Annotated in this window: 19 protein-coding genes and 3 pseudogenes; 11 read left to right on the top strand and 11 right to left on the bottom strand. The window is 59.8% G+C overall.

Annotated elements, in window-relative coordinates; all coding sequences use genetic code 11:
* The first annotated feature begins 60 nt into the window (after nt 1-60).
* Complete coding sequence (locus tag AH68_RS05615; protein ID WP_039198389.1) at nt 61-852, top strand: fructosamine kinase family protein; 792 nt, start codon at nt 61-63, stop codon at nt 850-852.
* A gap of 172 nt (nt 853-1,024) precedes the next feature.
* Here the strand turns inward: AH68_RS05615 and dnaJ are convergent, their stop codons facing one another.
* Together dnaJ and hrcA are read right to left on the bottom strand one after the other, a co-directional pair.
* Nucleotides 1,025-2,176: a molecular chaperone DnaJ gene (gene dnaJ, locus AH68_RS05610; RefSeq protein WP_039198387.1), complete on the bottom strand. Its 1,152-nt coding sequence runs from the start codon at nt 2,174-2,176 to the stop codon at nt 1,025-1,027.
* 53 nt (nt 2,177-2,229) lie between these two features.
* A complete protein-coding gene (gene hrcA, locus AH68_RS05605; RefSeq protein ID WP_039198385.1) occupies nt 2,230-3,363 on the bottom strand; it encodes a heat-inducible transcriptional repressor HrcA in 1,134 nt (377 codons plus the stop codon).
* A 391-nt stretch (nt 3,364-3,754) separates the two neighbouring features.
* Between hrcA and tkt the strand changes: the two genes are divergently transcribed.
* From tkt to AH68_RS05575, 6 genes are all read left to right on the top strand, one after another.
* On the top strand, nt 3,755-5,863 hold the full coding sequence (gene tkt / locus AH68_RS05600) for a transketolase (protein WP_039198384.1): 2,109 nt from the start codon (nt 3,755-3,757) through the stop codon (nt 5,861-5,863).
* Nucleotides 5,864-5,955: 92 nt separating this feature from the next.
* Nucleotides 5,956-7,059: a transaldolase gene (tal, locus tag AH68_RS05595; RefSeq protein ID WP_003834796.1), complete on the top strand. Its 1,104-nt coding sequence runs from the start codon at nt 5,956-5,958 to the stop codon at nt 7,057-7,059.
* A gap of 472 nt (nt 7,060-7,531) precedes the next feature.
* Complete coding sequence (locus tag AH68_RS05590; protein WP_052189169.1) at nt 7,532-8,896, top strand: tyrosine-type recombinase/integrase; 1,365 nt, start codon at nt 7,532-7,534, stop codon at nt 8,894-8,896.
* 124 nt (nt 8,897-9,020) lie between these two features.
* Nucleotides 9,021-9,686, top strand: a complete 666-nt coding sequence (locus AH68_RS05585) for a nucleotidyltransferase family protein (RefSeq protein WP_033501911.1) — start codon at nt 9,021-9,023, stop codon at nt 9,684-9,686.
* 384 nt (nt 9,687-10,070) lie between these two features.
* Nucleotides 10,071-10,679, top strand: coding sequence for a hypothetical protein (locus AH68_RS05580; protein ID WP_236682357.1), 609 nt, complete (start codon nt 10,071-10,073; stop codon nt 10,677-10,679).
* Nucleotides 10,613-11,476 carry a ParB/RepB/Spo0J family partition protein gene (locus AH68_RS05575; protein WP_395947786.1) on the top strand — a complete coding sequence of 288 codons (864 nt, stop codon included), beginning with the start codon at nt 10,613-10,615 and terminating at the stop codon, nt 11,474-11,476. The genes AH68_RS05580 and AH68_RS05575 overlap by 67 nt, the downstream gene beginning before the upstream one ends.
* Before the next feature lie 134 nt (nt 11,477-11,610).
* On the opposite strand, the gene AH68_RS05570 is transcribed toward AH68_RS05575, so the two are convergent.
* Nucleotides 11,611-11,817, bottom strand: coding sequence for a hypothetical protein (locus tag AH68_RS05570; RefSeq protein ID WP_016462535.1), 207 nt, complete (start codon nt 11,815-11,817; stop codon nt 11,611-11,613).
* Between the two features lie 185 nt (nt 11,818-12,002).
* Here AH68_RS05570 and AH68_RS05565 point away from each other — a divergent pair, with 185 nt between their 5' ends.
* On the top strand, nt 12,003-12,419 hold the full coding sequence (locus AH68_RS05565) for a hypothetical protein (RefSeq protein WP_014484997.1): 417 nt from the start codon (nt 12,003-12,005) through the stop codon (nt 12,417-12,419).
* A 19-nt stretch (nt 12,420-12,438) separates the two neighbouring features.
* Nucleotides 12,439-13,182, top strand: a complete 744-nt coding sequence (locus tag AH68_RS05560; protein ID WP_052189168.1) for a hypothetical protein — start codon at nt 12,439-12,441, stop codon at nt 13,180-13,182.
* A gap of 154 nt (nt 13,183-13,336) precedes the next feature.
* On the opposite strand, the pseudogene AH68_RS05555 reads toward AH68_RS05560, so the two are convergent.
* Nucleotides 13,337-17,665, bottom strand: a pseudogene (locus AH68_RS05555) (LPXTG cell wall anchor domain-containing protein).
* 322 nt (nt 17,666-17,987) lie between these two features.
* Between AH68_RS05555 and AH68_RS05550 the strand changes: the two are divergent.
* Nucleotides 17,988-18,635: an HAD family hydrolase gene (locus tag AH68_RS05550; RefSeq protein WP_003832791.1), complete on the top strand. Its 648-nt coding sequence runs from the start codon at nt 17,988-17,990 to the stop codon at nt 18,633-18,635.
* 348 nt (nt 18,636-18,983) lie between these two features.
* Here the strand turns inward: AH68_RS05550 and AH68_RS05545 are convergent, their stop codons facing one another.
* Nucleotides 18,984-19,502: a GNAT family N-acetyltransferase gene (locus tag AH68_RS05545; RefSeq protein ID WP_012577972.1), complete on the bottom strand. Its 519-nt coding sequence runs from the start codon at nt 19,500-19,502 to the stop codon at nt 18,984-18,986.
* Nucleotides 19,503-19,667: 165 nt separating this feature from the next.
* Nucleotides 19,668-21,179, bottom strand: a pseudogene (locus AH68_RS11340) (ATP-binding cassette domain-containing protein).
* A gap of 35 nt (nt 21,180-21,214) precedes the next feature.
* Here AH68_RS11340 and AH68_RS10585 point away from each other — a divergent pair.
* The gene (locus AH68_RS10585; protein ID WP_144245710.1) at nt 21,215-21,427 is read left to right on the top strand and encodes a hypothetical protein; all 213 of its coding nucleotides are present in this window, start codon (nt 21,215-21,217) and stop codon (nt 21,425-21,427) included.
* Nucleotides 21,428-21,543: 116 nt separating this feature from the next.
* Here AH68_RS10585 and AH68_RS05535 read toward each other — a convergent pair whose 3' ends face one another.
* From AH68_RS05535 to AH68_RS11000, 5 genes and pseudogenes are all read right to left on the bottom strand, one after another.
* On the bottom strand, nt 21,544-21,795 hold the full coding sequence (locus AH68_RS05535) for a hypothetical protein (protein ID WP_015439131.1): 252 nt from the start codon (nt 21,793-21,795) through the stop codon (nt 21,544-21,546).
* Nucleotides 21,792-22,391 (bottom strand): ParA family protein, encoded by a 600-nt coding sequence (locus AH68_RS05530; protein ID WP_039198366.1) that lies wholly within the window; start codon nt 22,389-22,391, stop codon nt 21,792-21,794. Before AH68_RS05530 ends, AH68_RS05535 begins: the two co-directional genes overlap by 4 nt.
* On the bottom strand, nt 22,382-22,969 hold the full coding sequence (locus AH68_RS05525) for a WhiB family transcriptional regulator (protein ID WP_039198364.1): 588 nt from the start codon (nt 22,967-22,969) through the stop codon (nt 22,382-22,384). Before AH68_RS05525 ends, AH68_RS05530 begins: the two co-directional genes overlap by 10 nt.
* Before the next feature lie 185 nt (nt 22,970-23,154).
* The gene (locus tag AH68_RS11005; RefSeq protein WP_236682484.1) at nt 23,155-23,706 is read right to left on the bottom strand and encodes a hypothetical protein; all 552 of its coding nucleotides are present in this window, start codon (nt 23,704-23,706) and stop codon (nt 23,155-23,157) included.
* Between the two features lie 369 nt (nt 23,707-24,075).
* Nucleotides 24,076-24,228 (bottom strand): annotated as a pseudogene (locus AH68_RS11000) (helix-turn-helix domain-containing protein); the annotation flags it as partial.
* Between the last annotated feature and the right edge of the window lie 17 nt (nt 24,229-24,245).

The following is a 24,245-nucleotide window of genomic DNA, read 5'->3' as shown; positions in this document are numbered from 1 at the left end:
CCAGCGACTCTACATAGTCTCGCAAACGTGGCGCATGATGCAAAAGAAAGGCCCGGCATTATGAGCAAATACCGTAAAAGCAGAGCATTCAGCCCGGAAGGTTTCTTCGAATGTGAAGGCCGTGGCCTGCAATGGCTTGGTGAAGCGAGCTCTAAGGGAGGTTCGCGTGTTGTGGACGTATACGATTGGGGCAAGGATTATCTCGATATCGAACGTGTGAACGCCTGCGGGCCGACACTGCAGGCCGCGCATGATTTCGGCGCGTCCCTCGCCCGCATGCACGATGCCGGCGCTGATTATTTCGGATCCGCCCCGGCCGGCTATACGGGAACCTGCTATTTCGGCCCCCTGCAGGATCCCGTTCCTATGGATACCGGCGAATGGGATGACGTGGCCACATATTTGGCTGAGGGCAGGCTCCGACCGATGGTACGGCTCGGTATTCAACGTCGCGAACTGACCGACTACGATATGGAATTGACTGAAGCTGTCATTGAAGCGCTGCCTGAAATTCTGGGCAAAGCGGCTAACGATAAGCCTGCGCGTGTGCATGGCGATCTGTGGAGCGGCAATGTCATGTGGTCAGCCGATTCCGGATCCGTGGAAGCGGTGCTTATCGATCCGGCAGCGCATGGCGGGCATCGTGAAGAGGATCTCGCCATGCTTGACCTATTCGGCATGTCGTATCTGCGGGACATTCTCGACGGATACCAGTCCGTGCACCCGTTGAAAGCGGGATGGCAGGAGCGCACCACATTGTGGCAGCTCTACCCCATCGCCGGCCATTGCGTTTTCTTCGGCGGCGGATATGTGAGCCAGTATCGCGCCATGTGCCGGTCATTGCTCAAATAAACACGTAGATATGTCTGATGATTGGCTGTTGTAGGCGTGAGGCGATCCGCTTGCTACAGCAGAAACATTGACAAAATAGCCGGTTGCCTCGATTTTTGTGAAGCAACCGGCTATTTGATATGCGATCTAACGCTGTTTTCTCATCGGACGTACGGCATTAGAACAGGCAGATTCAGCGCAACGCATCCTTTAACTTGGAGAAGAAGCCCTTCTTCGTCCCGGAGGCCGGGCGTGCGCTTACCGCAACATGTTGGGCATCTGTGTCATGTTTTTCTGCGAACCGTTCCATCAAGGTACGTTCGTCGTCAGTGAGCTTTGTCGGAATCTTCACTGCGATATGCGCCACTAGATCGCCACGCTCGTTCTTGTTGTTAAGATGCGTGACACCCAGATTCTTCAAGGTCACAGTGTCGTCAGGCTGGCTTCCTGCTGGCACGCTCACCGACTGCTTGCCGTCGAACGTGTCGATTTCCAGATCATGCCCCAGCACGGCCCAGCTCATCGGCACTTGGATCCAGCAGTGTAAATCATCACCGTCACGAGTGAAGGTGTCGTCCTGAGCGATACGGATATCGACATACAGGTCGCCGGCAACACCGCCGTTTTCACCCACTTCGCCCTGATTGGCGAGACGAAGACGAGTATTGTTCGTCACGCCGGCAGGCACGGACACGCCGACATTACGGGTGACGCGCACGCGACCATGACCAAGGCAGGATGGACACGGATTTTCTATAACGGTACCGTGCCCTTCGCAGCGTTCGCATGGCGCAGTGGTCATCATTTGGCCGAGCATGGTGCGTACCACGCGCTGGGCATAGCCTTGTCCATGGCAGTCAGGGCATTGCGCGGGCTGGGTGCCTTTCTGGCATCCTGTGCCGGCGCATTCCTGACATAGACCGAACGTCTTGATCTCAACATGCGCGGTGTCGCCGAACACCGCCGTCTTCAAGTCGATGGTTACCGTGGCAAGTGAATCACGTCCTGGCTGCGTACGCGGGGTCGGTCCGCCATTACCACCGCCGAAGGCACCTCCGGTGAACATGCTGAAGATGTCTCCCATGTCGCCGAACCCGCCACCGAATCCGCTGCCGCTCATACCTCCGGCATTTGGATCGTTCGGGTCCACACCGGCGTCGAACATCTGACGCTTCTGCGGGTCGGACAACACTTCATAGGCGTTATTAACTTCCTTGAACTTGTCTTCGAATTCCGGACCTGCGATATCGGGATGATATTTGCGGCTCATCTTTCGATAAGCTTTTTTGATCTCGTCGTCGCTTGCGGAGCGGTCTACGCCCAGCACTTCGTAATAGTCCGTCACGGTTGTTCCTTTTCCCTATTGCTTTTCGCGTGTCATTGTGCCATAAGGCGGGGTCAGCTGTTGGTTTGGTTTTCGTCGTGCGCCACGAATGCGGTCAGATATCTGGCGACGGCACGCACTGCAGCCATGGTTGCCGCGTAGTCCATATGCGTCGGTCCAATGGACCCGACGAAGGCAATGGGCTCGCTGGAATTCTGCGCTGTAGTGGTGCGATCGCTGGCCTCTCTCCCCTGTTCTTCTGCAGTCTCGCCTTTTGTGGTGTCGTCGACGGTTGCCGAGGTTCGACCGTATCCGCTGGTCACCACGGATGCATGCAGTAGACCGGGCGTGTGCGTTTCGGATCCGATGGCCACCCCGACTCCATTGGATTGCGTGGCTTCGCTCAACGAGCTCATGAGTTTCATGAGCACGACTTGCTCCTCCAACGCATCGAACAATGGTGCGAGATCGGCCACGGTACGCTGGTGCGCGAGCCGTGAGGTTCCTGCCATATAGAGTTCGCTCGCGCGCTCGTCGTCGGCCATACCATCGAAAGCTTGAGCAAGCGTTTCCGCCAATTTGCTGATGGAGTGGTATTCCTTGCGAGACGACATCTGCCTGACATAGTCCGCGGTTCGAGTCAAAGAAACGCTGGCACACTGCGCGTTGATTTCGTTGACCAGATGCGACAGCACCGTGGTATTCGGCAACTCGGAAACGTTGAGCATATGCTGCGCCACTCGGCCGGTATCGGTGATGACGACGGCCAACAAGGTGTTGATTGATACGGGAACGATTTCTATATGCCGTAACGTCGATTTCGCCAACGACGGTGCCGCCACGACCGCGACCTGACCGGTGATCTGCGCCAGAAGACGGGCTGCGCGCTGCAAGGTGTCCTGCAGATTGACGGATCCCGACAAAAAGCTATTGATGCCACGACGTTGCGCTTCGGACATCGGCACCACCGTGGCCAAACGGTCCACGAAGTATCGGTACCCTTTTTCCGTTGGTATGCGCCCTGCCGATGTATGGGGTTGAATAAGGTATCCCTCATCTTCCAAGGCGGCCATATCATTACGGACAGTGGCCGAGCTGACGCCCAGATCATGATCTTTGGTCAAGGTGGTCGAACCAACTGGCTCCTGCGAGCGAATATAGTCCTCGACGACGGCACGCAGTATCAACATACGTCTTGACTGCGTCATGCGTGCCTCCTCTCCTACATACGCGATACGACTCAGCGGAATCCGGTTTTCGGAATATCTGCGATATTAGGCGAAACCGTCTTCCGTAAATGTTCCTCCCATTGTATTAGCACTCGCGCGGCGCGAGTGCTAATACGTTCGCTTCCAGAGTACTCGTTTCTCGTTTTTTCCGATAGCAATCTCCCGAAATGCTCGTCATACCACCAATCGAACAAAACAATCGCACGAGAATGTTAATTGTGAGCGTTAACATAACACAAACTACCAAAACACGCCAAAAATCCATCACAACGTCACCTCACGTCGCTACTATGGAAAACGCAATGTGAGGGCGTCGAGCGCTCGGCACAAGCCGGATACGCGGCCCGACCAATTGGAAGGAAAGTAATCCATGACCGAATTCAAGGAGACCGAGCTGGACGAGCGCGCCATCAAGATGGCCAAGGTCCTGTCGGCCGACGCGGTTGAGCGTGCGGGACACGGCCACCCGGGTTCCCCCGTCTCCCTGGCGCCTATCGCCTACACCCTGTATCAGCATTTCATCAAGCATGATCCGAACGATCCCAACTGGGAAGGTCGCGACCGCTTCATCCTTTCCGGTGGCCACGCCTCCCTCACCCAGTACGTCCAGCTGTACTTCTCCGGCTACGGCCTGACCCTGGACGATCTGAAGAACTTCCGTGGCGGCGCTGACACCCGTACCCCGGGTCATCCAGAATACGGCCTGACCCCGGGCATCGAAATGACCACTGGTCCGCTGGGCCAGGGCTTCGCTTCCGCCATCGGTTTCGCCTATGGCCAGCGCTTCCAGCGTGGCCTGCTTGATCCGGAAACTCCGGCAGGCGAGTCCCCGTTCGACCACAACATCTGGGTCATCTGCGGCGAAGGCGATATCGAAGAAGGTATCTCCGGCGAAGCTGCATCTCTCGCTGCCAACCAGCAGCTGGGCAACCTGACCGTGATCTTCGATGCCAACCGCATCCAGATCGAAGGCGACACCAACCTGGTTCTGGCTGAAGACGTGCTCAAGCGCTTCCAGGCCTACGGCTGGTACACCGACGAGTTCAGCTTCATTCAGCCTGACGGCTCCTACAAGGAGGATGTCGAGGGTCTGGCCGACACCATCGCCAAGGCTCGTGAGGCTGCCCCGAACCAGCCGAAGCTCATCAAGGTCGACACCTTGATCGCTTGGCCGACCCCGGGCAAGACCAACGATCCGTCTTCTCATGGCTCCAAGCTGGGCGCCGAAGCCGTCGCAGGCCTCAAGGAACTGCTCGGCTACGATCCGGAAGAGTCCTTCCACGTCGACGAAGAGGCTCTGGCTCACGCACGCAAGGTTGCTGAGCGCGGTCTCGAAGCCCACAAGGAATGGGACGAGAAGTACAACGCATGGCGCAAGGCCAACCCGGACAACGCCGCTCTGTACGACCGCCTCAAGGCCGGCGAGCTGCCGGAAGGCTTCGACAAGGCCATTGATGACCTCGAAGCCACTTTCGAAGTCGGCAAGGGCGTTGCAACCCGTGGCGCGTCCGGCTCCGTGCTGAATGCCATCGCCGCTGTCATGCCGGAACTCTGGGGCGGCTCCGCCGACCTCGGTGGCTCCAACAAGACCGATCTGAAGGGCGCTGCCACCTTCGCTCCCGCCGAGTGCGCCACCAAGCAGTGGCCGGTCTGCAGCCCGTACGGCCGTCAGCTGCACTTCGGCGTGCGCGAATTCACCATGGGTACCATCACCAACGGCATCCTTCTGGGCTCCCACACCCGTCCGTTCGGCGGCACCTTCTTCATGTTCTCCGACTACGAGCGTTCCGCCGTGCGTCTGGCCGCCCTCATGCAGATTCCGAACCTGTATGTGTGGTCCCACGACTCCGTCGCCGTCGGCGAAGATGGCCCGACCCACCAGCCGGTGGAGCATCTGGCCTCCTTCCGCGCCATCCCGCAGCTTGAGGTCGTTCGTCCGGCCGATGCTTACGAGACCGCCGAAGCCTACCGCTACTTCTTCGAGAAGAAGAACACTCTGCCGGCAGCCATGGTGCTGACCCGTCAGGGCGTTCCGGTTCTCGCTGAGACCGCCGAGAAGGCCAAGGACGGCGTCAAGAAGGGCGCCTACGTGCTCGTCGATACTGAAGGCACCCCGGATGTCATCATCATGGCCACCGGTTCCGAAGTGCAGTGGGCCGTGTCCGCAGCCAAGACCCTGACTGACGAAGGCATCAAGGCTCGCGTTGTGTCCGCTCCGTCCCTCGAATGGTTCGAGGAGCAGGACGCCGAGTACAAGGAAGCCGTGCTTCCGGCCTCCGTCAAGGCTCGTGTCTCCGTTGAGGCTGGCGTTGCCATGCCGTGGTACAAGTACCTCGGCTCCTACGGCAAGCCGGTTTCCATCGAGCAGTTCGGCCTGCAGGGCGACGGCGCTCAGAACATGATCGATCTGGGCATCACCGCCGAGCATGTTGTCGAAGCCGCCAAGGCCTCCATCGCGGAAGTCGAAGCCGCCAAGTGATTCGACGGGGAGGGGCACAATGCATGTGCCTCTCCCCTTTTACCGCACAATAGATAAAGATTTGATCCAAAAAGGTATCAAGGAGAAAAACAATGACTGAAGCAACTCAGCGCACCTCTGACTCCGGTGTCTCGATCTGGCTGGACGACCTGTCCCGCACCCGTATTGAGTCCGGCAACCTGCAGGAGCTCATCAAGGACAAGAACGTCGTTGGCGTCACCACCAACCCGTCCATCTTCCAGAAGGCTCTGAGCCAGGTCGGCCCGTACGATGCACAGCTCAAGGAGCTCGGCAAGGTTGACGTTGAGACCGCTATCCGCGAGCTCACCACCACCGACGTGCGTAACGCCACCGACATCTTCCGTGAGATCGCCGAAGCCACCGATTTCGTCGATGGCCGCGTCTCCATCGAAGTTGATCCGCGTCTGGCCCACGAGACTGAAGCCACTGAGAAGCAGGCTGTCGAGCTCTGGGAGAAGGTCAACCGTCCGAACGCCATGATCAAGATCCCGGCAACCCTCGAAGGCTTGCCGGCAATCACCGCAACCCTGGCCAAGGGCATCTCCGTCAACGTCACCCTGATCTTCTCGCTCGAGCGTTACGAGCAGGTCATCGACGCCTTCATCGAAGGCATCGCTCAGGCTGACGCCAACGGCCATGACCTGAAGCACATCGGTTCCGTCGCTTCCTTCTTCGTGTCCCGCGTGGACACCGCCGTCGACAACAAGCTTGAGGAGATCGGCTCCGATGAGGCCAAGGCTCTCGAGGGCAAGGCCGCTATCGCCAACGCTCGCCTCGCTTACGAGCTGTTCGAGAACAAGTTCGCCAACGATCCGCGTTGGGCTGCTCTCGAAGCCAAGGGTGCCAAGAAGCAGCGTCCGCTGTGGGCCTCCACTGGCACCAAGAACCCGGCCTACTCCGATTGCGTCTACGTTGACGAGCTCGTCGCTCCGCTCATCGTGAACACCATGCCGGAGAAGACCCTGAACGCTCTCGCCGATCACGGCAACGGCGCCCCGACCATCAAGGGCACCTACGAAGAGTCCCACGCCATCATGGCCAAGCTCGCTGAGCTGGGCATCGACTTCAAGGCTGTCACTGACAAGCTGGAAGCCGACGGCGTCGCTTCCTTCATCAAGTCCTGGGATTCCGTCCTCACCGACGTCCAGGCCGGCATCGACCGTGTCAACGGCTGAGCTTCTTGCTTAGGCGTTAGAGCGATTTAAGCTAAAGAAGTTCCCCCTGCCAGAGTTCTGGCAGGGGGAACTTCTTTTATTGTTCTACATGTCTTTCATGTTTATTCCACACGAGGCGTAAAACCGGTAGCCTGCCGAATCGCTTGAATCGCCTGCGCGTCGCACCCTCCAAGGGGGGGCAACAACATCACCGCTCATGCGCCCTACCTCCTCTCCGGAAGTGGTGCATGATTCAACTTCAATTCTGGATGCCACTATAGCATAGGGTTGCACCGTCGCAAACACCCTAGCTTGGGCGGTATTTCAAGGTTCCTAGGCTTGGCTTTATCGTAGCCGAAGTAACCAAGGACGCTCTAGCCGCGTACCGAAATCGCGCAGACTTGCCGCCTTGTGTTGAGCTGCATATGCAGGTTTTCTTCAATCTCCCTTAAGTGCATATTTGGGTGCACTTTTTGTTCAAGGGAGAGCAATCATGCCAAAAACTAACATTCCAGTGGGGAAAGTCATGTCCAAGCCGCGTAGCCAATGGGGTACCGTCATTCCCCGATACGACGATTCCGGTAGCCTCAGCGCATGGCAGGTTCGTTATCCGAACCCCGTGGATCATGGCAAGAAGGTGCAGAAGCAATTCAAGCCACATCAGGAGCACGAGGCTCATGTGTGGTTGGAGAACGAGCATCATCTGGTCGATCTACATACCAAAGGCATCCAAACGTGGGTTCATCCCCGTGACCGCATGAGGCGGGAACGAGCCAACCAGATGATGTTCAAGGAGTATGTCGAGCAATGGGCCGCCGAATACACGCTGCCCAACGGCGAACGGATAGCCGGAGGAACCAGACGCAACCTGTACCTGGACATCGCCCATTTCATGCCCGCGTTCGAAGGGCTGCGCCTGACGGAAATCAAGCCCAGACATATCAAAAGCTGGTATGACGGCCCGCATCCCGAGGGGCAGTGGTCGTTCCGACGGGCCTGCATGCGGCTCAAGGCCGTGTTCCGCTCGGCCACGACCATGAGCCTGGATGGATCCCTGCCATTGCTTAAGGACAATCCGTTCATCTTTCCGATACCGCCGGAGCCGGATTCCGCAAGGGAGGACATACCACCGGTCACACCCAAGCAACTGCGCGTGCTGGCCGAGAACATGCCGGATTACACGCGGCTGACGGTGTTCCTCTCCACGCTTGCCGGCGGATTGCGATGCGGGGAACTCTGCGGCCTGCAGGTCGGTGACATCGACCTGGACAACAAGGTTCTGCGTGTGCGCAGATCGGTCAACCGGGGACATCTGGATCGAGGAGAGGCAAGGTTCGCCAAGACCAAGACCAGGCGCAGCGTCCGGGACCTTCCCATCCCGGACGCCTTGGTCGATATGATTCGCGAGCACCTGCACACGTTCTGCGATCTGGATGACCCCACTTCGCCGGTGTTCGTGCCCAGAAGGGTCAAAGTCATGAGCCAGACCACGCTGGAGGCGCAGTTCGCTCGGGCGTGCAAGAAGGCAGGACGCTCCGATCTGATGTTGCACGACCTGCGCGCCAGCCACGCCACCCTCCTGATGCTCAAGGGCGGCACATTACGCGAGGTGATGAACCAGCTAGGCCACGCCAGCGAAAAGGTCGCCATCAAGCATTACCAGCGCGTCGTCGCGGAGCACCAACGCCAAATCGTCAACCTACTGGCCGACGAGTTCCTTCAGGAAGCCTATGCGGAGGGAACGCCGACGGACAGTTTGGAAGACATCGTCAATATCACCGAGCAAAGGGTGCGCGAACTGACCCGGATGATCGCGGACTTCAAGCAAGCCATCGACGAGCTCAACCTGGCCAGCTGAAAGACGGACAGTACCCCGACAAGGCATCCCGCGATGACGGCACGCCTAATCGGGGAACTGTTCTTTGCTAGACTGAACTTTCTTTGCCCTTTTAACATTGGCTGATGATTGCGAGAGTTTGACGATGATTGATCTAGGTGAATGGAAGCCGCTGGCGATGGCGGCATTGCGAGAGGCGTTCGGCGAACGCTTGCTGTGCATGGGATTGCAGGGTAGTTATCTGCGTGGCGAGGTCCGGCCGGACAGCGACATCGACTTGCTGGTGGTGCTCGACCATGTGGATCTGACCGATCTTGACCACTTCCACGAGGCGATGCGCACGGTGCCGGAGGGAGACAAGGCCGTCGGCTTCACCTGCGGGCGCGACGAACTGGCCGCATGGCCCGCCTATGAGCTCGCGCAGTTCGAGCATGGCACCCAGGTCTGGCATGGCAACCTGTGCGCTTTGCTTCCCGCCTATGGTCCGGCCGATGTCCGGCTGGGCGCGAGGGTGAGCGTGGCGAACCTTTATCACATGACCAATCACACGTATCTGACGACGCGGGAGCTGTCTGCGGATGCCCGTCTGGACGCTTTACGCGCCATGCTCAAGGGGTTCTTCTTCTCCTTGCAGATCGTCCACGCAGTCCGTGCCGGCGTGTTCGTCCCGACCAAGTGTGAACTGCTTGCCGCTCTGGACGACCCATCGGAGCGCATGCTGCTCGCGCACAGCATCGACCCTAGCGAAGCCCGAGAAGAGGATTACTCGGCATTGCAGCAATGGTGCTCAGCCGTTATGCGATCCCTATGATCGGATGAACCAATTCATCTGTCATTCGGTTTTCGGCTGATTGATGCGGGACTGATACAGCAACGCGGCTGCGGTCTGTCGAAAAGTTCCTAAACACTTGGCCCCGGCGACAATCGCCGGGACTTTTCCATATCTGCGTGCCATGCAACAACCATAGCGACATTGACGTTTGGCTGTGGTCGTCGGGTGACGCCCGCTGATTGCGGAGAGAATGCTTCAGACGGGGCTGCGCGACATACTCTCCTCCATCGTCGGGCGGATCGCGGCCCTGGGCCATGCGCTTGCAGCGCATGACATTGCTCTTGGCCGCTCGCATGGCTCGCGGGCATGGGCCGCGTGGAAGCGGACTTGGGGGTTCGGACACCACGGAAAGGACCGATGGATATGACTGGCACCATTGCCCCAGTGCGTCCGGCCGACGAGCGGCTGGTGGAGCGACTGGCCGAGGAATACCGGCAGGCGCGCATCGATATGGGGCCGCGTGAGGCGGCGGCCGAATGGTTCACGCCCTTGCTGAGGAAGTGGCGCAGGCTGCTGGCTGGCAAAGGCGAGGGCTTCACGGCCCGCGAGCAATTGGCGTTGGCCGTGACGCTGGACGCCGACCTTCGTTCTCGCGACACGCTTATCGTGACCGCAATCAGCCCGGAGGTTTCCATGAAGCAACTGCGCGTCATGGTCGAGGAACGATATTCGCTGAAATCGACGGCGCTGCTGGAGCGCGTGTTGGAGGGTTGGTTCCACGCCGGCCAGAAGCCCGACACGTCACGCCTCGACCTCGCGGTGGACATCCTCGCCGGGTTCGTCGAGCGCGTGCCCCAGAGCAGGCGGGCCCAGTTGCTGACGGTGTGCGCCTACCTGTCGTGGTCGGCCGGCCATGTCGGCCGCGCGGCGGAATGGGGGCTCAAGGCCCTGCTGGCGGACGAGGAATGCACGCTGGCCGCCCTCGTGGTCACGGCCTGCGAGCACGGAATGCTGCCCGATTGGGCGCTCTGAACAACGACATGATTCCGGCGGCCCGCCGCTTCCCACTTCAATCACTCAGACAACTCTTTTTCGAAAGGAAACCCATCATGGAAACCGCAAACACCATCGCCGCCATCAATGAAACCACCGGCCTTGCGCCAGCCGCCGGCGGGGTGGTCATGCTCGAAACGGCGCTTATCGACCCGAATCCGGCGAATCCCCGCCGCGACGTGGGCGATGTGGGCGAGCTGGCCGATTCAATCCGCGCCCAAGGCATCCGACAGAACCTGCTGGTCGTGCCCGCGCCGGAGGGACGGTTCACGCTGGTCATCGGCCATCGGCGGCTGGCGGCCGCGAAACTGGCGGGATTGGAACGGGTTCCGGCGGTCGTGGCCGAGCTGGACGAACGGGAACAGCGCGAGCTGATGCTGGTCGAGAACAGCCAGCGAACCGACCTGACCGTCGTCGAGGAAGCCGATGGCTACCAAGGATTGTTGGGCTTGGGGTCGAGCGTCGAGGAGGCCGCGCGCAAGACCGGTCGTTCGGTGTCGCTGTTGCGCCGCCGTCTCAAGGTCGCGGCCATCGACGATGATGTGCGCTCACATGTGGGCGCGGCCCAGCTGTCCATCGAGGATTGGGAGACCATCGCCGACTACGAGGCTTGGCCGGACTTGCAGGAAGGGCTCGCCACGATCTTCACGCCCAACTCGCGGTCGGACTCGATGCGCGTGGAATTACGCGCCAACTCCAAGGTAAACACCACCGCCAGAAACACCGAGGTCAACGGCTTGACCGCCACGTCATGCACGTTCACGGCCAACTGGTAAAGCGCCGGATTCCACGTCTCCGGCCCCTGCGACAGCATGCCAGTGGCTATCGAACCGGCGCCACCGCCCCGATCATGTTGAGCATCGCAACGATGAAATCCTCCATCCCGGGATCCCCGATGCCTCAAGCCGGCTCAGCCCAACGCCACGGCGCTGAAGATCTGCGCCGCCGCGATAATCATGCCGCCGCCCACGATCTGCCACAGGCCCGACTGCGTCTGCGGCCCGTTATGATCCTTCAAACCACCACCGAATGTCACCGCGCCCCACACCAGCCACAAGCCACCGCCAATCGTCGCGAACTTCACGAACAACTCCAGCACCTGGTTCATCAAATCCACAGCCGCACTCCTCCGCACAGGAACGGCACGGCCCACCGCCATGCCTACGCATACGGCCATCCTCGTGCAGTCCCGTGGAATCAGCGGCGGACAAATTCACACAGCATTCGTTCAGCATACTTACAGAAATAGGTAAATCAAGACGCTATAGTATTCGCCAAAAGATGCCCGGGAAAGGGAAAAGAATGCAAAATAACGACCAGCAGCAGAATGATCTTTGGATTAAGCAATCTCTCGGCGCTGCTTCAAACTGGGAAGAACTAGACGAAGCCGATCGAGTCTCCCTTCGGAAAGCAGCAGCATGGTACGCAATCATCGCCATCGGATTAGCTATTGGTGTGGGGATTCTCTCATTCACCATTCTGCAAGACGGCGCAAAGGCTACACTCGTGACTTCGTCGCTCGCCATCATTGGCGCGGTCTTTCCTGCGATAGAAAAAGTCGTGTCGGGATCGATGGAATACTTTGAATCAACAAACGAGAAACTTCATGTTGCAAAACTTAAATTGATGCGCAGTTATTTCAACCTATATGCATTGATTCTGGTCGGTGCTGCGCTTCTCGATTTCATTGCCGCAGCATTCCTCGGCCTGTGGCAATAACGTTTGGAGATGACGTGAAATGGCAGATGACATTTGCCGAATCTGCGGTAAAGAAGGGCCGCTGAGCTTTGAACACATCCCTCCTCAATCTGTGGGTAATGATCACACGGTGAAGCTCTATTCAGGCGTTGACGCCGTGAAGAGCAGCTTGACCGGGCAGGATGACATGGAAGGCCTGAAGTATCGGCAATTGCAAAGAGGTCAAGGATTCAAGACGATTTGCAGCTCATGCAATAGTTATCTTGGTCAAAACTACGTCAAGCCATTCAGTGAGTTCTATCGTGCAACTGGACAGCAAATCCTTGTCTCTGACTTTCAGAAAGGGGATAAATCCATTCATTTCAAGACAGATAGGCTCATGCCTCTTGCATTTGTGAAGCAGGTGATGTCGAACTTCTGTGTATCAGCTGGTGATATGCATGACTGTAAGGACTATCTCTTGGATAGGGAGAGCACTGTTTTCCCCCAGCGATACAGACTCCATATGTTTATAGTCGATAACCTGCGTGAACAAAAGCTGTTCACCGGATGGATGGTTCCCATATTTGCGGATTACACGTGCTGCAAAATGGCATGTATCAGGATACCGCCATTCGCTTTCACTTTGTTTGATCTCAGTTCTAGTAATAAGGTGCCTGAATGGCCAGGCAACATAACCGATTTAGCTAGAGTGCCGTGGGGAGAGAAACCTGGCATCGAGTTTCACTTGCCAGTGCTTAAAGCAGCGAATCATAGTCCGCTGTCATGGGGGAACGTTGGCTAAAGCCGATGGGGAACAGACGAAATAGGCCCGCAGGACTACGCCTGCGGGCCTAGTATGCACTGCCCCGTTTTGCCGGGACAGTTGCATGGTATCACCGTCTAACTGCCAACTGGAATACGAAAGTTGGCTCTAAGCAGCAGATGGGTGGTTGTTATTAGTTCATGGGCGGCTCCTTGGGATTGATAGTGGTGACGAGTTGGGCGAAGTCCGGCTCGGGGCCATCTCCATTGGGACTGCCATCACGGCCAGCGCCATCATCATTCGCGTCGTTCTCGTGCCCGGTGTGGCGGCCGTTGGCGCGGGTGAGGCGGATCGCGGCGGTTGCACCGGTGCCGAGGAGCGCGAGGACGAGGATGACGGCGATGAGGCCGGCGATGTTGGTGCCGGTGGTCGCCAGATTGTCCTTGGGCTGGTAGCCGTTCCAGTCGTCGGTGTTGCTGGTCACGGTGGTGTCCGCGCACAGGGTTCGCCCGTCGATCTCCACCGCGTCCTCGGGCAGTTTCTCCTCGTCTTTGCCGTCGAAGGGGTCGGGGTCGGAGACGACGCATTGGACGAGCGGCACACCGGTGACGATGGCGCGGTCGGTGTGATGCTCGCTCACGCCACTGAGGGTGGCCTTGACCTCCACGCTGTCTCCGGGCTTGAGGATCAGCGTCTGCCAGTCATCGGGATACTCGAACTCGCCGATCTGGCCGTCGCCGGCGACGAGCTGGTCGGTGAGGCTCAGCTCGCTCGCCTTGAACCAAGGGCCGTCTCCGGCGTCAGGGTCGGTGGGCGATGCGTTGGTGATGGTGAACACGATGCGAGTGTCGTTCCCGTTCATGTTCAGCGCCTCGTCAACGGTGTCACGGTCGCCGTCGGGCCAGCCGGATTGCTCGTCCCATTTCTCGATGGTGAGCCGGGGCGTCATGTCGGGCGTGTGCGTGGTGACGGTGTTCGAGGGCCGTTCGACCCCGTTGATGGTCTCGGTGAACTGGTTGGCCACGGGACCGCCCACGGCGATGCGCTGGCATTGGATGAACGCGGTCCACGCCTGCTCATGCTCGGTGTCGGCCGACACGAGTCCAAGCATCAGCTCCGTGGCACGCACGGTGACCACGCCGCGCTCGTCGGTGGCGAGCTCGAAGAGTTCTCCGCCGAAACGGCTGGCGTCGAAGTCGGAGCCGGCGATGCGTTCGCCCCGCTCGGCCAGGGTCTCGCAGTCCTTGATGAGGTCGCGGGCGGCGTAGACGGCCCATTGGCCGGTGAACTTGTCGTACCGGGTGTCGAGCGGGTCGCTGATGGACCAGTCGGAGACCTGCGGGTAGGCGCGGTCGGGCGGCAGCGTGGAGCTGTCGAGCCGGTAGAGGAACAGGCTGTTGAGATAGATGCTCTTGCCATCCACGCTCTGCCCGTCCACCTTGACCACGACATCCTTGGCCGGGTTGATCGGCTTCAAGGGGTTGGAAACCTGGTTGGTGTCCTTGCGCACGTCGTTGACCAGCTGGGTGGCCGTGTTCGTGACCACGTAATCGTCGGTGACCTTGATGACGGTCATCGGCAGCGTGACCTCATACGAGGTGCCCAGAAGCGACTGGTCGATGGCCGGGTCCTTCAACGGGTCGTGGTCCTTGTCGCCAAGTGCGGCGTAGATCTTGAGATCGGCTGGCTGGGGGTCGCCCTTGATGGTCTCTCCCGTCGCCGGAACCTCGGTGTCAACGGTTTTGGCGAACACGTATGCCACGCCGTCGATGGCCTGGATGTTGAACCGGTCGGTCACATCCCTGCCGTTGGCCTTGTCAGTCACGGTGATGTGGCTCTCGTCGAGTTCGAGGTATTCGTCGTCCCAGTCATCGACCATGCCCAGCCGCCACACCTTGTAGGCATGGTTCGTCTGCTTGGCGTCGAGGTCGATCCGATAGTAGATGCGGTCTCCAAGCAACGCGGTCTTGCCGTCGATCGAAATGGACGGGTCGGCCTGGGTGTCCTCCTTGCCCGGCTGGAAGTCGGGCGGATCGTTCCACACCTTGTTGCTTGGTGTGACCGAGTTGTTCAAGGTCAACGCCCCCTGGTTGTCAACCACGGTGTCGGCCGGAGCGTCTTCGGCCACGACGCCCTCGAATCTGATGATGATTCTGGGATTCGTGCCCGCCAGCCAGTTCGCCCGCACATAGTCGTCGGCGAACACGAGACGCACGGCATGGTTCGCGTCGTTCCACTCGCTGCGGTACTGGCTCTTGGGGATGAACTTGCCGGTGGTCAGGTCGGTGACCTCCAGGGTCTGCTTGTCCGGCTGGAAGTGCTCGTCATACGTGTCGGTGACCGCCACCTCGACAATGGTGTAGGCAAGACTGTCGGGCAAATGCGGCTGGGTCTCCAGACGGTATTCGAGACGCTGGCCGGGGAAGACGATCTTGCCGTCCACGCTGTCCTGGCCGCCGCCTTGGGAGGATTCCCCGACCACATCTTTGACCACGGGCGGCACGTAACCGCAGACCTTCGGCTCGTTGGTCTCGACAGTGTGGGTGTTGATGGTCTGCGAGCCGGCGTTGGTCAGCTCCGCGCCGTTCTTGCCGGCGGTGCAGAACGTGATCTCGTCGTCCGCTTCGATGCCGAAGTCATCGCGCACCTGGCCCGCCCCGGCCCCGTTGGCGTAGTTCGCGCGGCCGGGCACGAGCATCGTGATCTGCCTGGCCTTCTCCAAGTCCTTCAACCCGGTCAGGTAGGAGGCCTTGGTCGTGGCGGTGACCACGGTGCCATCGATCGTGATGTCCCACTGGTCGGTGATGTCACGGCCACGGTTGGCGATGTCGCTCACGCTGCTGGCACGATCGGTGCCCGCGTCCGCCTCGTACACTCGGACGTTCGCCGCTTCATCGGCGTCGAACAGGTAATCGGCGGCTGTCCAATCATCGACCAAGGTGAGCGTCTGCGGAGCCTGGATCAGGTTCGCCGGCACGGTGCCGTTGACCACGGAGGCCACGCGGTCTCCGTCGAGGAACACCTTGCCGTCGCCGCCGGTCTGGTTGGTGCGGTCGGGGTCGATCACGGCCTGCCACTTGCCATTAGTGTCGAGCATGATCCAGCTTTTGTCGGGATTGGGACGCCAGGTGTCGAACTCGCGTTCTCCCGCGTCGGCCTCGGGCAGCTGGTTCCACTTGCCCCACGCATGGTCGCTGATGTTCTGGTAATCGGATGGCAGGCTGACGGTCACATCGAAGCCGAACACATACTCGTGGTCGAACGGCATCATGCCCTTGTCGGCCGAACGGACCGCGCTGACCGTGTTCGATGCGCGGTCCCAACCGATCTCGAACTCGTTGGAGACATCGCGATTGTTGTCGGTGGCGTCCACGAGCGTGAAGCCGTCCACCGTGTAATCGACGCCGTTGGGTTCGATCACGTCCCTGAAACTCAGCTCGTAACCGCCCCGGCCGGTCCCATACGTGATGGTGGTGCGGTTGGTCATTCGGTCGGCGCTGACGCCTTCCTCGATGCTTTTGACCGGATCGGCCGGCGGCACGGCGCTGACCTTCCAGGTCTCCGCCGGATCCCGGTCCGTGGTGTCCACGGCCGCCTGCATGCTTCCCTGCCTGGGCACTTGGATGTCGATCCAATATGTGCCCTCGGCCTAGGAATCCATGCCGAAATCACCCGGCGAGGCCAGGTTGTCGATCACGGTGTCGCCGCTGTTGGCGAAGCTGATCGGCTTGCTCACGCTGCCCGTCGGCGTGTAGGGGCCGCCATCGTAGTGCACGATCGCGGTGCCGTGCAGGGTCTCCTTGATCGACGAGCCGCCGTTGTTCGCGTGGATGGTGTCGCCGACCGGCGTGGTCGAGCCGACCTGCATGTCGGTCTGCTGGCGGTGCGAGGTGGTGACGGTCAACGGATAATCGACGGGCGGCTGGTTCTTGGCCAGCACGACCACACGGAACGAGGCATCGGGATTGGCGTTGATGGAATCCTGCACCAGGCTATCCACCGAACGCACGCCAAGCCGATCGGTCCACGTGGTGCCGGTCGTGTACGACTGGCCTTGGTACTGGTAGGTGCCGCGCCCTTCGGCGGCCCATTGGGACTCCCAACGCTGACGCGCGTTCGAACTGACATAGGAACCGCTGAACACGCCGTTGCCGAGGCGCGCGTAGCCGACAGCGACCATCCGGCATTCCGCGTCACCCTCCCCGGTGTATGAGGCCTTGCACTCCGAGATCGCGTCGGCAAGGATGGCATTCATATCCACGAACTGATTCGACCCATCCTCCAAATCGGAAGACAGGGTGGTGCCCGAATCACGTATCGCCTGCTTCATGCCCTCCAGAGTGACGGGCCAGGAATCCTTGTAGATCCAATGCGCGTCGGCGGTCTGCGATGGAACCTGCCCGCCGGAACCGCCACCACCGCCCTCGGCGAACGCGGCTGGCGCCAGATATCCCAAGGCCAACGCCCCTGCGGTCAGGGCAGCCATCAGCATCGTGCGCCTGCTCTTCTTCCCACCTGACATACGTATCCGTCCTTTCAGTCGAAAGCGCCCCATGATGCGCTCCCTCCCGTTTCACACGGATACGGAAAATGCGGGCGACCATTCACGGCCGCCCGCATCCTTCCTTGTCCCTGGAAGAAGAACGCACCGGCGGGCCTTCCGCCGGGACGCCTTTCCCAGCTTCCCCCTGCCAGCCGTAGCCAGCGGCGGACAACTGCAATCGCATGAAACGGTTTAATGGGACTATCTGCCTTTCTTTTCTGATATGTGTGCCTTTTGATACGCTATTGGCTTAGTTACCGGCTGGGAGGTTCGGGCTGAACCAGTAAATGAAGAGGGATGAATGGCGGGAATTGCATTTTTTGATATCGACGGAACGCTCACATACGGCATTAGCTCTGGCGCATTTATTGCGGACCGGTTGGGTACCGGCGACAGGATGCGAGATGCAGAGGATCGATACGCACGCGGTGAGATCGGAAATGACACGGTATGCGATATTGATGCTCGTGGATACACTGGCCATCGGGTAAGTGAAATTCACGGATGGTTGAACGATCTCCCGCTTGTGCAAGGAATCGCACAGTCCGTTGCGGAATGCAAGTCGAGGGGAATCAAGCCAGTCCTCGCATCCTGCGCTTGGACAGTCGTTTCCGAGAGCCTTGCGCAGAGATTTGGATTTGAAGCATGGTGCGGTCCAGAACTTGCTGTCAAGGATGGCGTGTTTATTGGTAAAACAGCGGCATATGCCGATGAACAAACCAAAGTAACATTCATGAGGCAGCAATGTGAATGCTTGGGAGTTGAAGCTTCGAATTGCATCGCTATTGGTGACAGTCGTTCTGACCTACCGCTGTTCAAAGCCGTCGGTGTCTCGCTTGCCTTCAACGCGGACAAGCAGACACGTGCTGCTGCGACTTTTGCTTTCGAAGGAGCGGATCTATCCACTGCGCTAGCCCGTCTCTTTGAACATTTGCCAGTTGAAAGCTGACTTCAGACTGACAGGCTGCACACTGAGGACAAGATTGGGAACGAGCCTCCCAAAAAGCTTTTCGAGGTCGTATCATTCGTGAGCTTCATGCGTGAACACCTGCGCGGTGGTGCGGTTCACGCCGACTACACGTTGCGTCATGTGGCACATTGCGAAAGCCTGCCCACATTCATCGAGGATGGATGTGGTGCTGGCTCTTATCAAGAGCAAAGCCGAAAACATAATAAGGAATAGACTGCATCTGTATGTCAGATTGTTTGCTTGTATGAATGCGGGACTTGCAGCCGCACATATCACAGTGGGTGGCTTACGCACTGGCTCCATGCGGATGATGTGTGGGACACTGCCTCAATCCGCGAGAGCCACGCGCATGACCAGTTCACCGTCGTGTTCGCTAATGATGGTGAAGCCAAGCGACTCGTAGAGATGGAGGGCGTTGGCGTTGGTGCGCTGGACCGAGAGGCTGGCTGCGGCGTGACCATCGGTTCGCAGTCGGTCCAGTAACGCCGTCATCAGGCGGTGCCCTATGCCTCGGTTCCGCCAGTCGGGAAGCAAGGATATGGAGACTTCCGGCGTTGCCGTGTCGATGGTACCGTAGCCTGCGGAGTTGTTCGGGAAGATTCTGGCCCATGCGGCACCCACGATTTGCGGACCGTTCGGTAGTCCGGCGCGAGCAACCATGCAGGCATCGTCGGGCCGTCCGAATCCCTCGATATATCGCCGCAATTCCGGCAGCTCGACAACGCTCCTGTCCGGTGCCGGGGTTCCCGGCGATACATGAATCGCCTGATACAGGAACTCGACGAGCAACGGATATTCCTCCGGTCGCATCGCCGTGATTGCGATGGCCGAAGGAACATGAGCCATGTTCGCCTCCATGTGAAGTTTTTTGCCATGTGCTCGCGGCATAATCGGTCGTGTCATACTGGTGTCCTCTTGCTCGGTCATTGCCATCGATACAGCTTCATACGAAAAGGAATGCGTCTTGCCGATATCCAAGTCTTACGAAGGAACGTAAACTCATAGATAGCGTCATGACGCGCATCGCCATCGAATCGATGTGACGGCATTCAGAAACCATTCGTCATGGCTGACTGCGACCAATGCGCCCGCATAGGAGGATAGCGTATTAGCAAGTGCCTGTTTGGAGTGCAGGTCGAGGTGGTTGGTCGGCTCATCCATGATGATGAGCTGTGGCTGTTCAATCATGCCGAGGCACAACAGAAGTTTGCGTAGTTCGCCTGGCGAGGGATTGCCGCCGGCGAGCAGTCTGTCGGGGTCGGCGTTAAGTTGGGCGTAGGCGCTGAGCACAATGGCGCGTTGCTCGTCCGTCAAAGCATGCAAGCGGTTCATTGCGTTGGCGGTATCCATGTCGCTGGAATTTTGGGGAATATAGAGATATGGCATTCTCTCCGAATGCCGCTGCGCTTCATCACGCTCCAGCGCTTCGATCAATCGTCGTATCAATGCGGTTTTACCGCTGCCATTTGGACCGCTGATGCCGATGCGGTCGCGCGGGCCGATGCTCAGCATATCGGGTTGGTCCGCGATGGCGTGGTCGTTGGGGATGCGCGTCAATTCCCTGCGTGAGCTCGGCATGACGTTCATCCAGATGGTGCCGTCGTAGCGTTTGGCCGCTTCGCTGAGGTGAGCAAGTCTGTCGGTGGCGGCGGCGATACGCCCGTCGAATTACGCGCTTGTCTGTGCGACAGTGGTGCCGATAGCCGGTTTCAGATTTTTCAGGGCTTTGCGAGCGTCGATGTCCTTGATATCGATGCGCATTCCCTGATTCTTCCGCATATCCAGTTCGCGCGCACGCTGCGCCCGCTCCCGCTTGATGCGCTGCATGCGTTGCAGCTCCTTTCGAGTGGACTGTATGGCGGCCGTATCGGCACGTTGATTGTCGCGCATCTGCTGCGCGGCCTGGGTATATCCACCCTGATAGGTGTTCGCCGCCGTGATGTTACGCCCACGCGCATGTCGGCGCTCCAGCATCACGCAGCGCGAACACGTCGCGTCGATCAGTTCGACATCATGGGAGATCACGATGCCTATGCCATCGAACCGACGCATCGCCTGCGTGATGGCTTGGCGCGTCCTGCCGTCCACATGATTGGTTGGCTCGTCCAACACCAGCACGTCGGGATCGCCGGCCAGCGCACAAGCGATTTGCAGCCGCTTGGCTTCGCCTCCAGAGAGAGTCTCGTATCGGTATGCCCAATCGTCGCCGATGTTCAGCGCGTCGCGGATGGCGATGGTCTCGCCCGTCCAATCCGCCGCGAAATCATCCAGATTCGTAGGCGTTTCATCAGTACGTTGCGGACAGTAGGCGACTGCCATCTTGCACGGGTTCGGCGAGACTGTCCCCGAATCGGGGGAAAGCATGCCGCAGGCGAGTTTGGCCAGTGTGGTCTTGCCAATGCCATTGTCTCCCAGCACTGCGGCCCAGCCGGCCGCGAATGTCGCGGACAGATGTTCGAACAATGGTTCCGGCGCGCCCGGATAGCAGTAGGAAATATCGGTTAGTGTCAATATCTGACTCATGGAAGCCTCTTTCGATAAGGCGCATTAATCAAACTGTGACTATCGAAAAGTGGCGGACTGTGTCATTTATTGCCAAGCTGCATTCAGAAAGCAGTCCTCGTGACGGCACCGAAAGTCGCTATGCTAACGAGAACTTCATCGAATCAGGCATTGCGATTGGTACAATGGCAGATACGCGCGATAATGCGCAGAACACGCGGAATCTCTCCTCATGCAATCCACCACTGCTCAAATCACCAATGCTCTAAGGCCTTCCTGCTTCGGAACCACCTTGGCATGTCAGGTGTTCCATCAAATTTAGTTGGATTTTACCATAGCAACTATCAATTCCTCAATCCTCGCATCTCGGCATGTACGGTGTCCCTTATTCAGTCGTTGCTGGCGAGTCGGTCGAGTTCGTGTTCGATGGCGTGGCGCAGGATCTGTTGCATGGCGTGCCGTGTTCGGCGGCGGCGATTTTGAGGCGGTTCTTCAGCCGGACGGGCAGGCGCAGGGAGAGCATGACCAGCGGTTCGCCGGCGTTGTTCTTCCCGGTGGGTTGTTTGTCTTCGGCCTGTTGGTCGAGGACTTTGTCGAAGGGCACGGGTCGGGGCAGTGGCTGGTAGTTGCCTTTCATGCCAGTTCCTCCTTGGCGATGCGCGTCAGTTCGTCGGCCAGTTCCCGGTATTCGTACAGTTGTTTGGGGTTCATGCCGAGCGAGGTCTTGATCGGTTGTCGTTTGGCGATGAAGGTGTCGAAGCGCGCGGTGTCGGTTTGCTCCAACGTGGCTAGGGTCTGGGCCCAGGCGTTGGTGTTCGCCTCGACGCGCACCGGCAGCAGGGCTGCCCTGGTGGCATGTCGGGCGCGGTCGAGCGTGTCCCATGCCTGCTGGAGGTCCATCGGCGAGTCCGAGGTGGGTAGGATGACGAAATCGGCCACGGCCAGCGTCTTGTCGAGCAGCGGGCCTTGCGGAGGGGCGTCGATGATCGACCATTCCTTTGTGGCCGGGGCGCCGCCCAGGTGGGCGAGGGTGGCCATGTTGGCCGGCAGCACGTCGAATGGTAGCAGGTCTCCCGCCTGTTCGGCGGCGGCCGCCCATAGGCTGGCGCTGGACTGCGGGTCCGCGTCGTAGACTGCCACCTTGATGCCGCGCCGGGCCAGCACGGCGGCCAGATAGATGCAGCTGGTGGTTTTGGCCACCCCGCCCTTTGCGTTCGCCAACGCTACTCGCATGATGCTTCCTCCTTGGATTCGGGACCATTCGCCGGATCGTCGGCATGGTTGATTGTTTGATTGCTTGGTTGTCGGATTGTTTGATTGTCTGCTTGCATGATGGTTTGACGGTCATGTGGCCCGTCTCCGGGCTGGGCGCGGCCTGCGGCGCGCCATCGGCGTTGCCCGCGTTCCATGCTGGCCTTGTCCCGGGCCGTGTCGAAGACCTCGGGATGGGCTTGGATCCAGTCGACGAACAGGCCCCAGCGGCGGACCCAGGGCACCGTGCGGTCGCGGCAGGGCACGCCGTCGGCCTCCGCCAGGCGGGCGATCTGACGGCGGTCGGTGCACGAGCGGCCGCCGTACAAGCCCCATTCCAAGCCGGCGGCACCGGCGTAGGCCAGGCATTCGGCCCTCACCGGGCAGTCGTGCTCGCATACCGACGCGCCCGCCTGCCGGAACACGCGGGCCAAGGGATGCGTGTCCTCGAACTCCAGACCCCACATCAGGTCGGCCCACGGCTGCGGGAAATTCGCGCAGCATCCCATGCTCTTCCACGCCTCCGGCGAACGGGGCGCGGCATCCGCCATACCGGTCATGGCCTGGCCTCCCCGTGGGATTCCTTGTCTTCGGCACGGCCGGTTTTCTCTAGGCCGATGGCGTGGGTGGCTTGGTTGTGCCGGTCGTAGGCGCACACCGGACACTCTGCCTGCTTGGTTTCGCCGTCGAGGTGCGCCTGGCACAATGCGATCGACAGGATGCCGCCGCCGTAGACCGGCACCCGCTAGGCCAAGCCCGAACTAACCGCCACCGGCCGGTCTGGATCATGGGCCAGCGTGCGTTCGGTAGCGGAGGCGTGACCGGCGGAATGCTGCGGACCTCGTGCCCGCTTGGTGCGCATGTCGAGGCTGACCTGCGCGAAGTAGCGTTCGACCATCGTGCCGTCCACCAGCCATGAGATCCAGCGCGGATTGCCATACGCCCAATCAAGGATCGTCTCGACCTCCGTCAGAGAGCGTTCCATCAGCAGCTCGTGGACCTTGCGTCGGTCTCGCATCGACGCCGGCCTGGCTGCCTTCGGGTCGATGGCCGCCACACGGTCATGGATCAGCGTCAGCACGCGAACCTCCTGCAAGGCCCGGGAACGCACCCGCTCGTCCGCATCCTCCGCCCCTGGCGTCCACAATGGGTCGCGCACTCCCCGAGGTGGCAGCGCCAGACGCCAATCCGGGGCATCATGCTCGCTTCGTTCCTCTTCGGGTTGTTCCCCGGCGAGGGGAATGTCCCCGTAGGGGACAAGGGGAGCATTGGTTATCACTTGTCTATTGGGTGACATGACGTCACCTCTCTTCGGACAGGATGTCACCCCACCGTCGGAATCGCCCTGGAGTGACATTGTGTCAGGTGACACTGCGTCAGGTGACACCATGTCACCCCGCGCGCACTCCTTGCTCCGCGATGGTCCGGCCGCACTAGGCTTCGCCGGAACACCCTTGCCCGCGCTGGTCTCGCCGGGATCGGTGATGTCCTCCGGCTCGGTCCGCGCGCCCTTCATCACCACGTCCCATACCTTGGAGCGATGGCCCCTGGGGATGGGTTCGTGGCTGCGGGGATTGCGCGCGGCCAGCTCTTGGTCGCCCTCGCGCAAGTAGCCCAGCTCCTGCAAACGTTTCAACGCGCGCAGCACGGAACGGCGCGTGCAATGGCAATGTGCCGCGATGGTGTTGACCGACGGCCACGCGCCGCACCCGTCGTCGTAATACGCCCTTCGCGCCAGATGCACCAACACGAACTTCTCCGACAGGCTCAGCCGCTCGTCCTGCAACTGCCACGCCCACTGCTCCGCCGGCCCGCTCATCGCGCATCCTCCTCGCG

This window comes from Bifidobacterium catenulatum PV20-2 (assembly GCF_000800455.1).
Taxonomy (GTDB): domain Bacteria; phylum Actinomycetota; class Actinomycetes; order Actinomycetales; family Bifidobacteriaceae; genus Bifidobacterium; species Bifidobacterium kashiwanohense_A.
The sequence above is the reverse complement of the archived record's forward strand: the minus strand, read 5'-3'. Positions and strand labels throughout refer to the sequence as shown.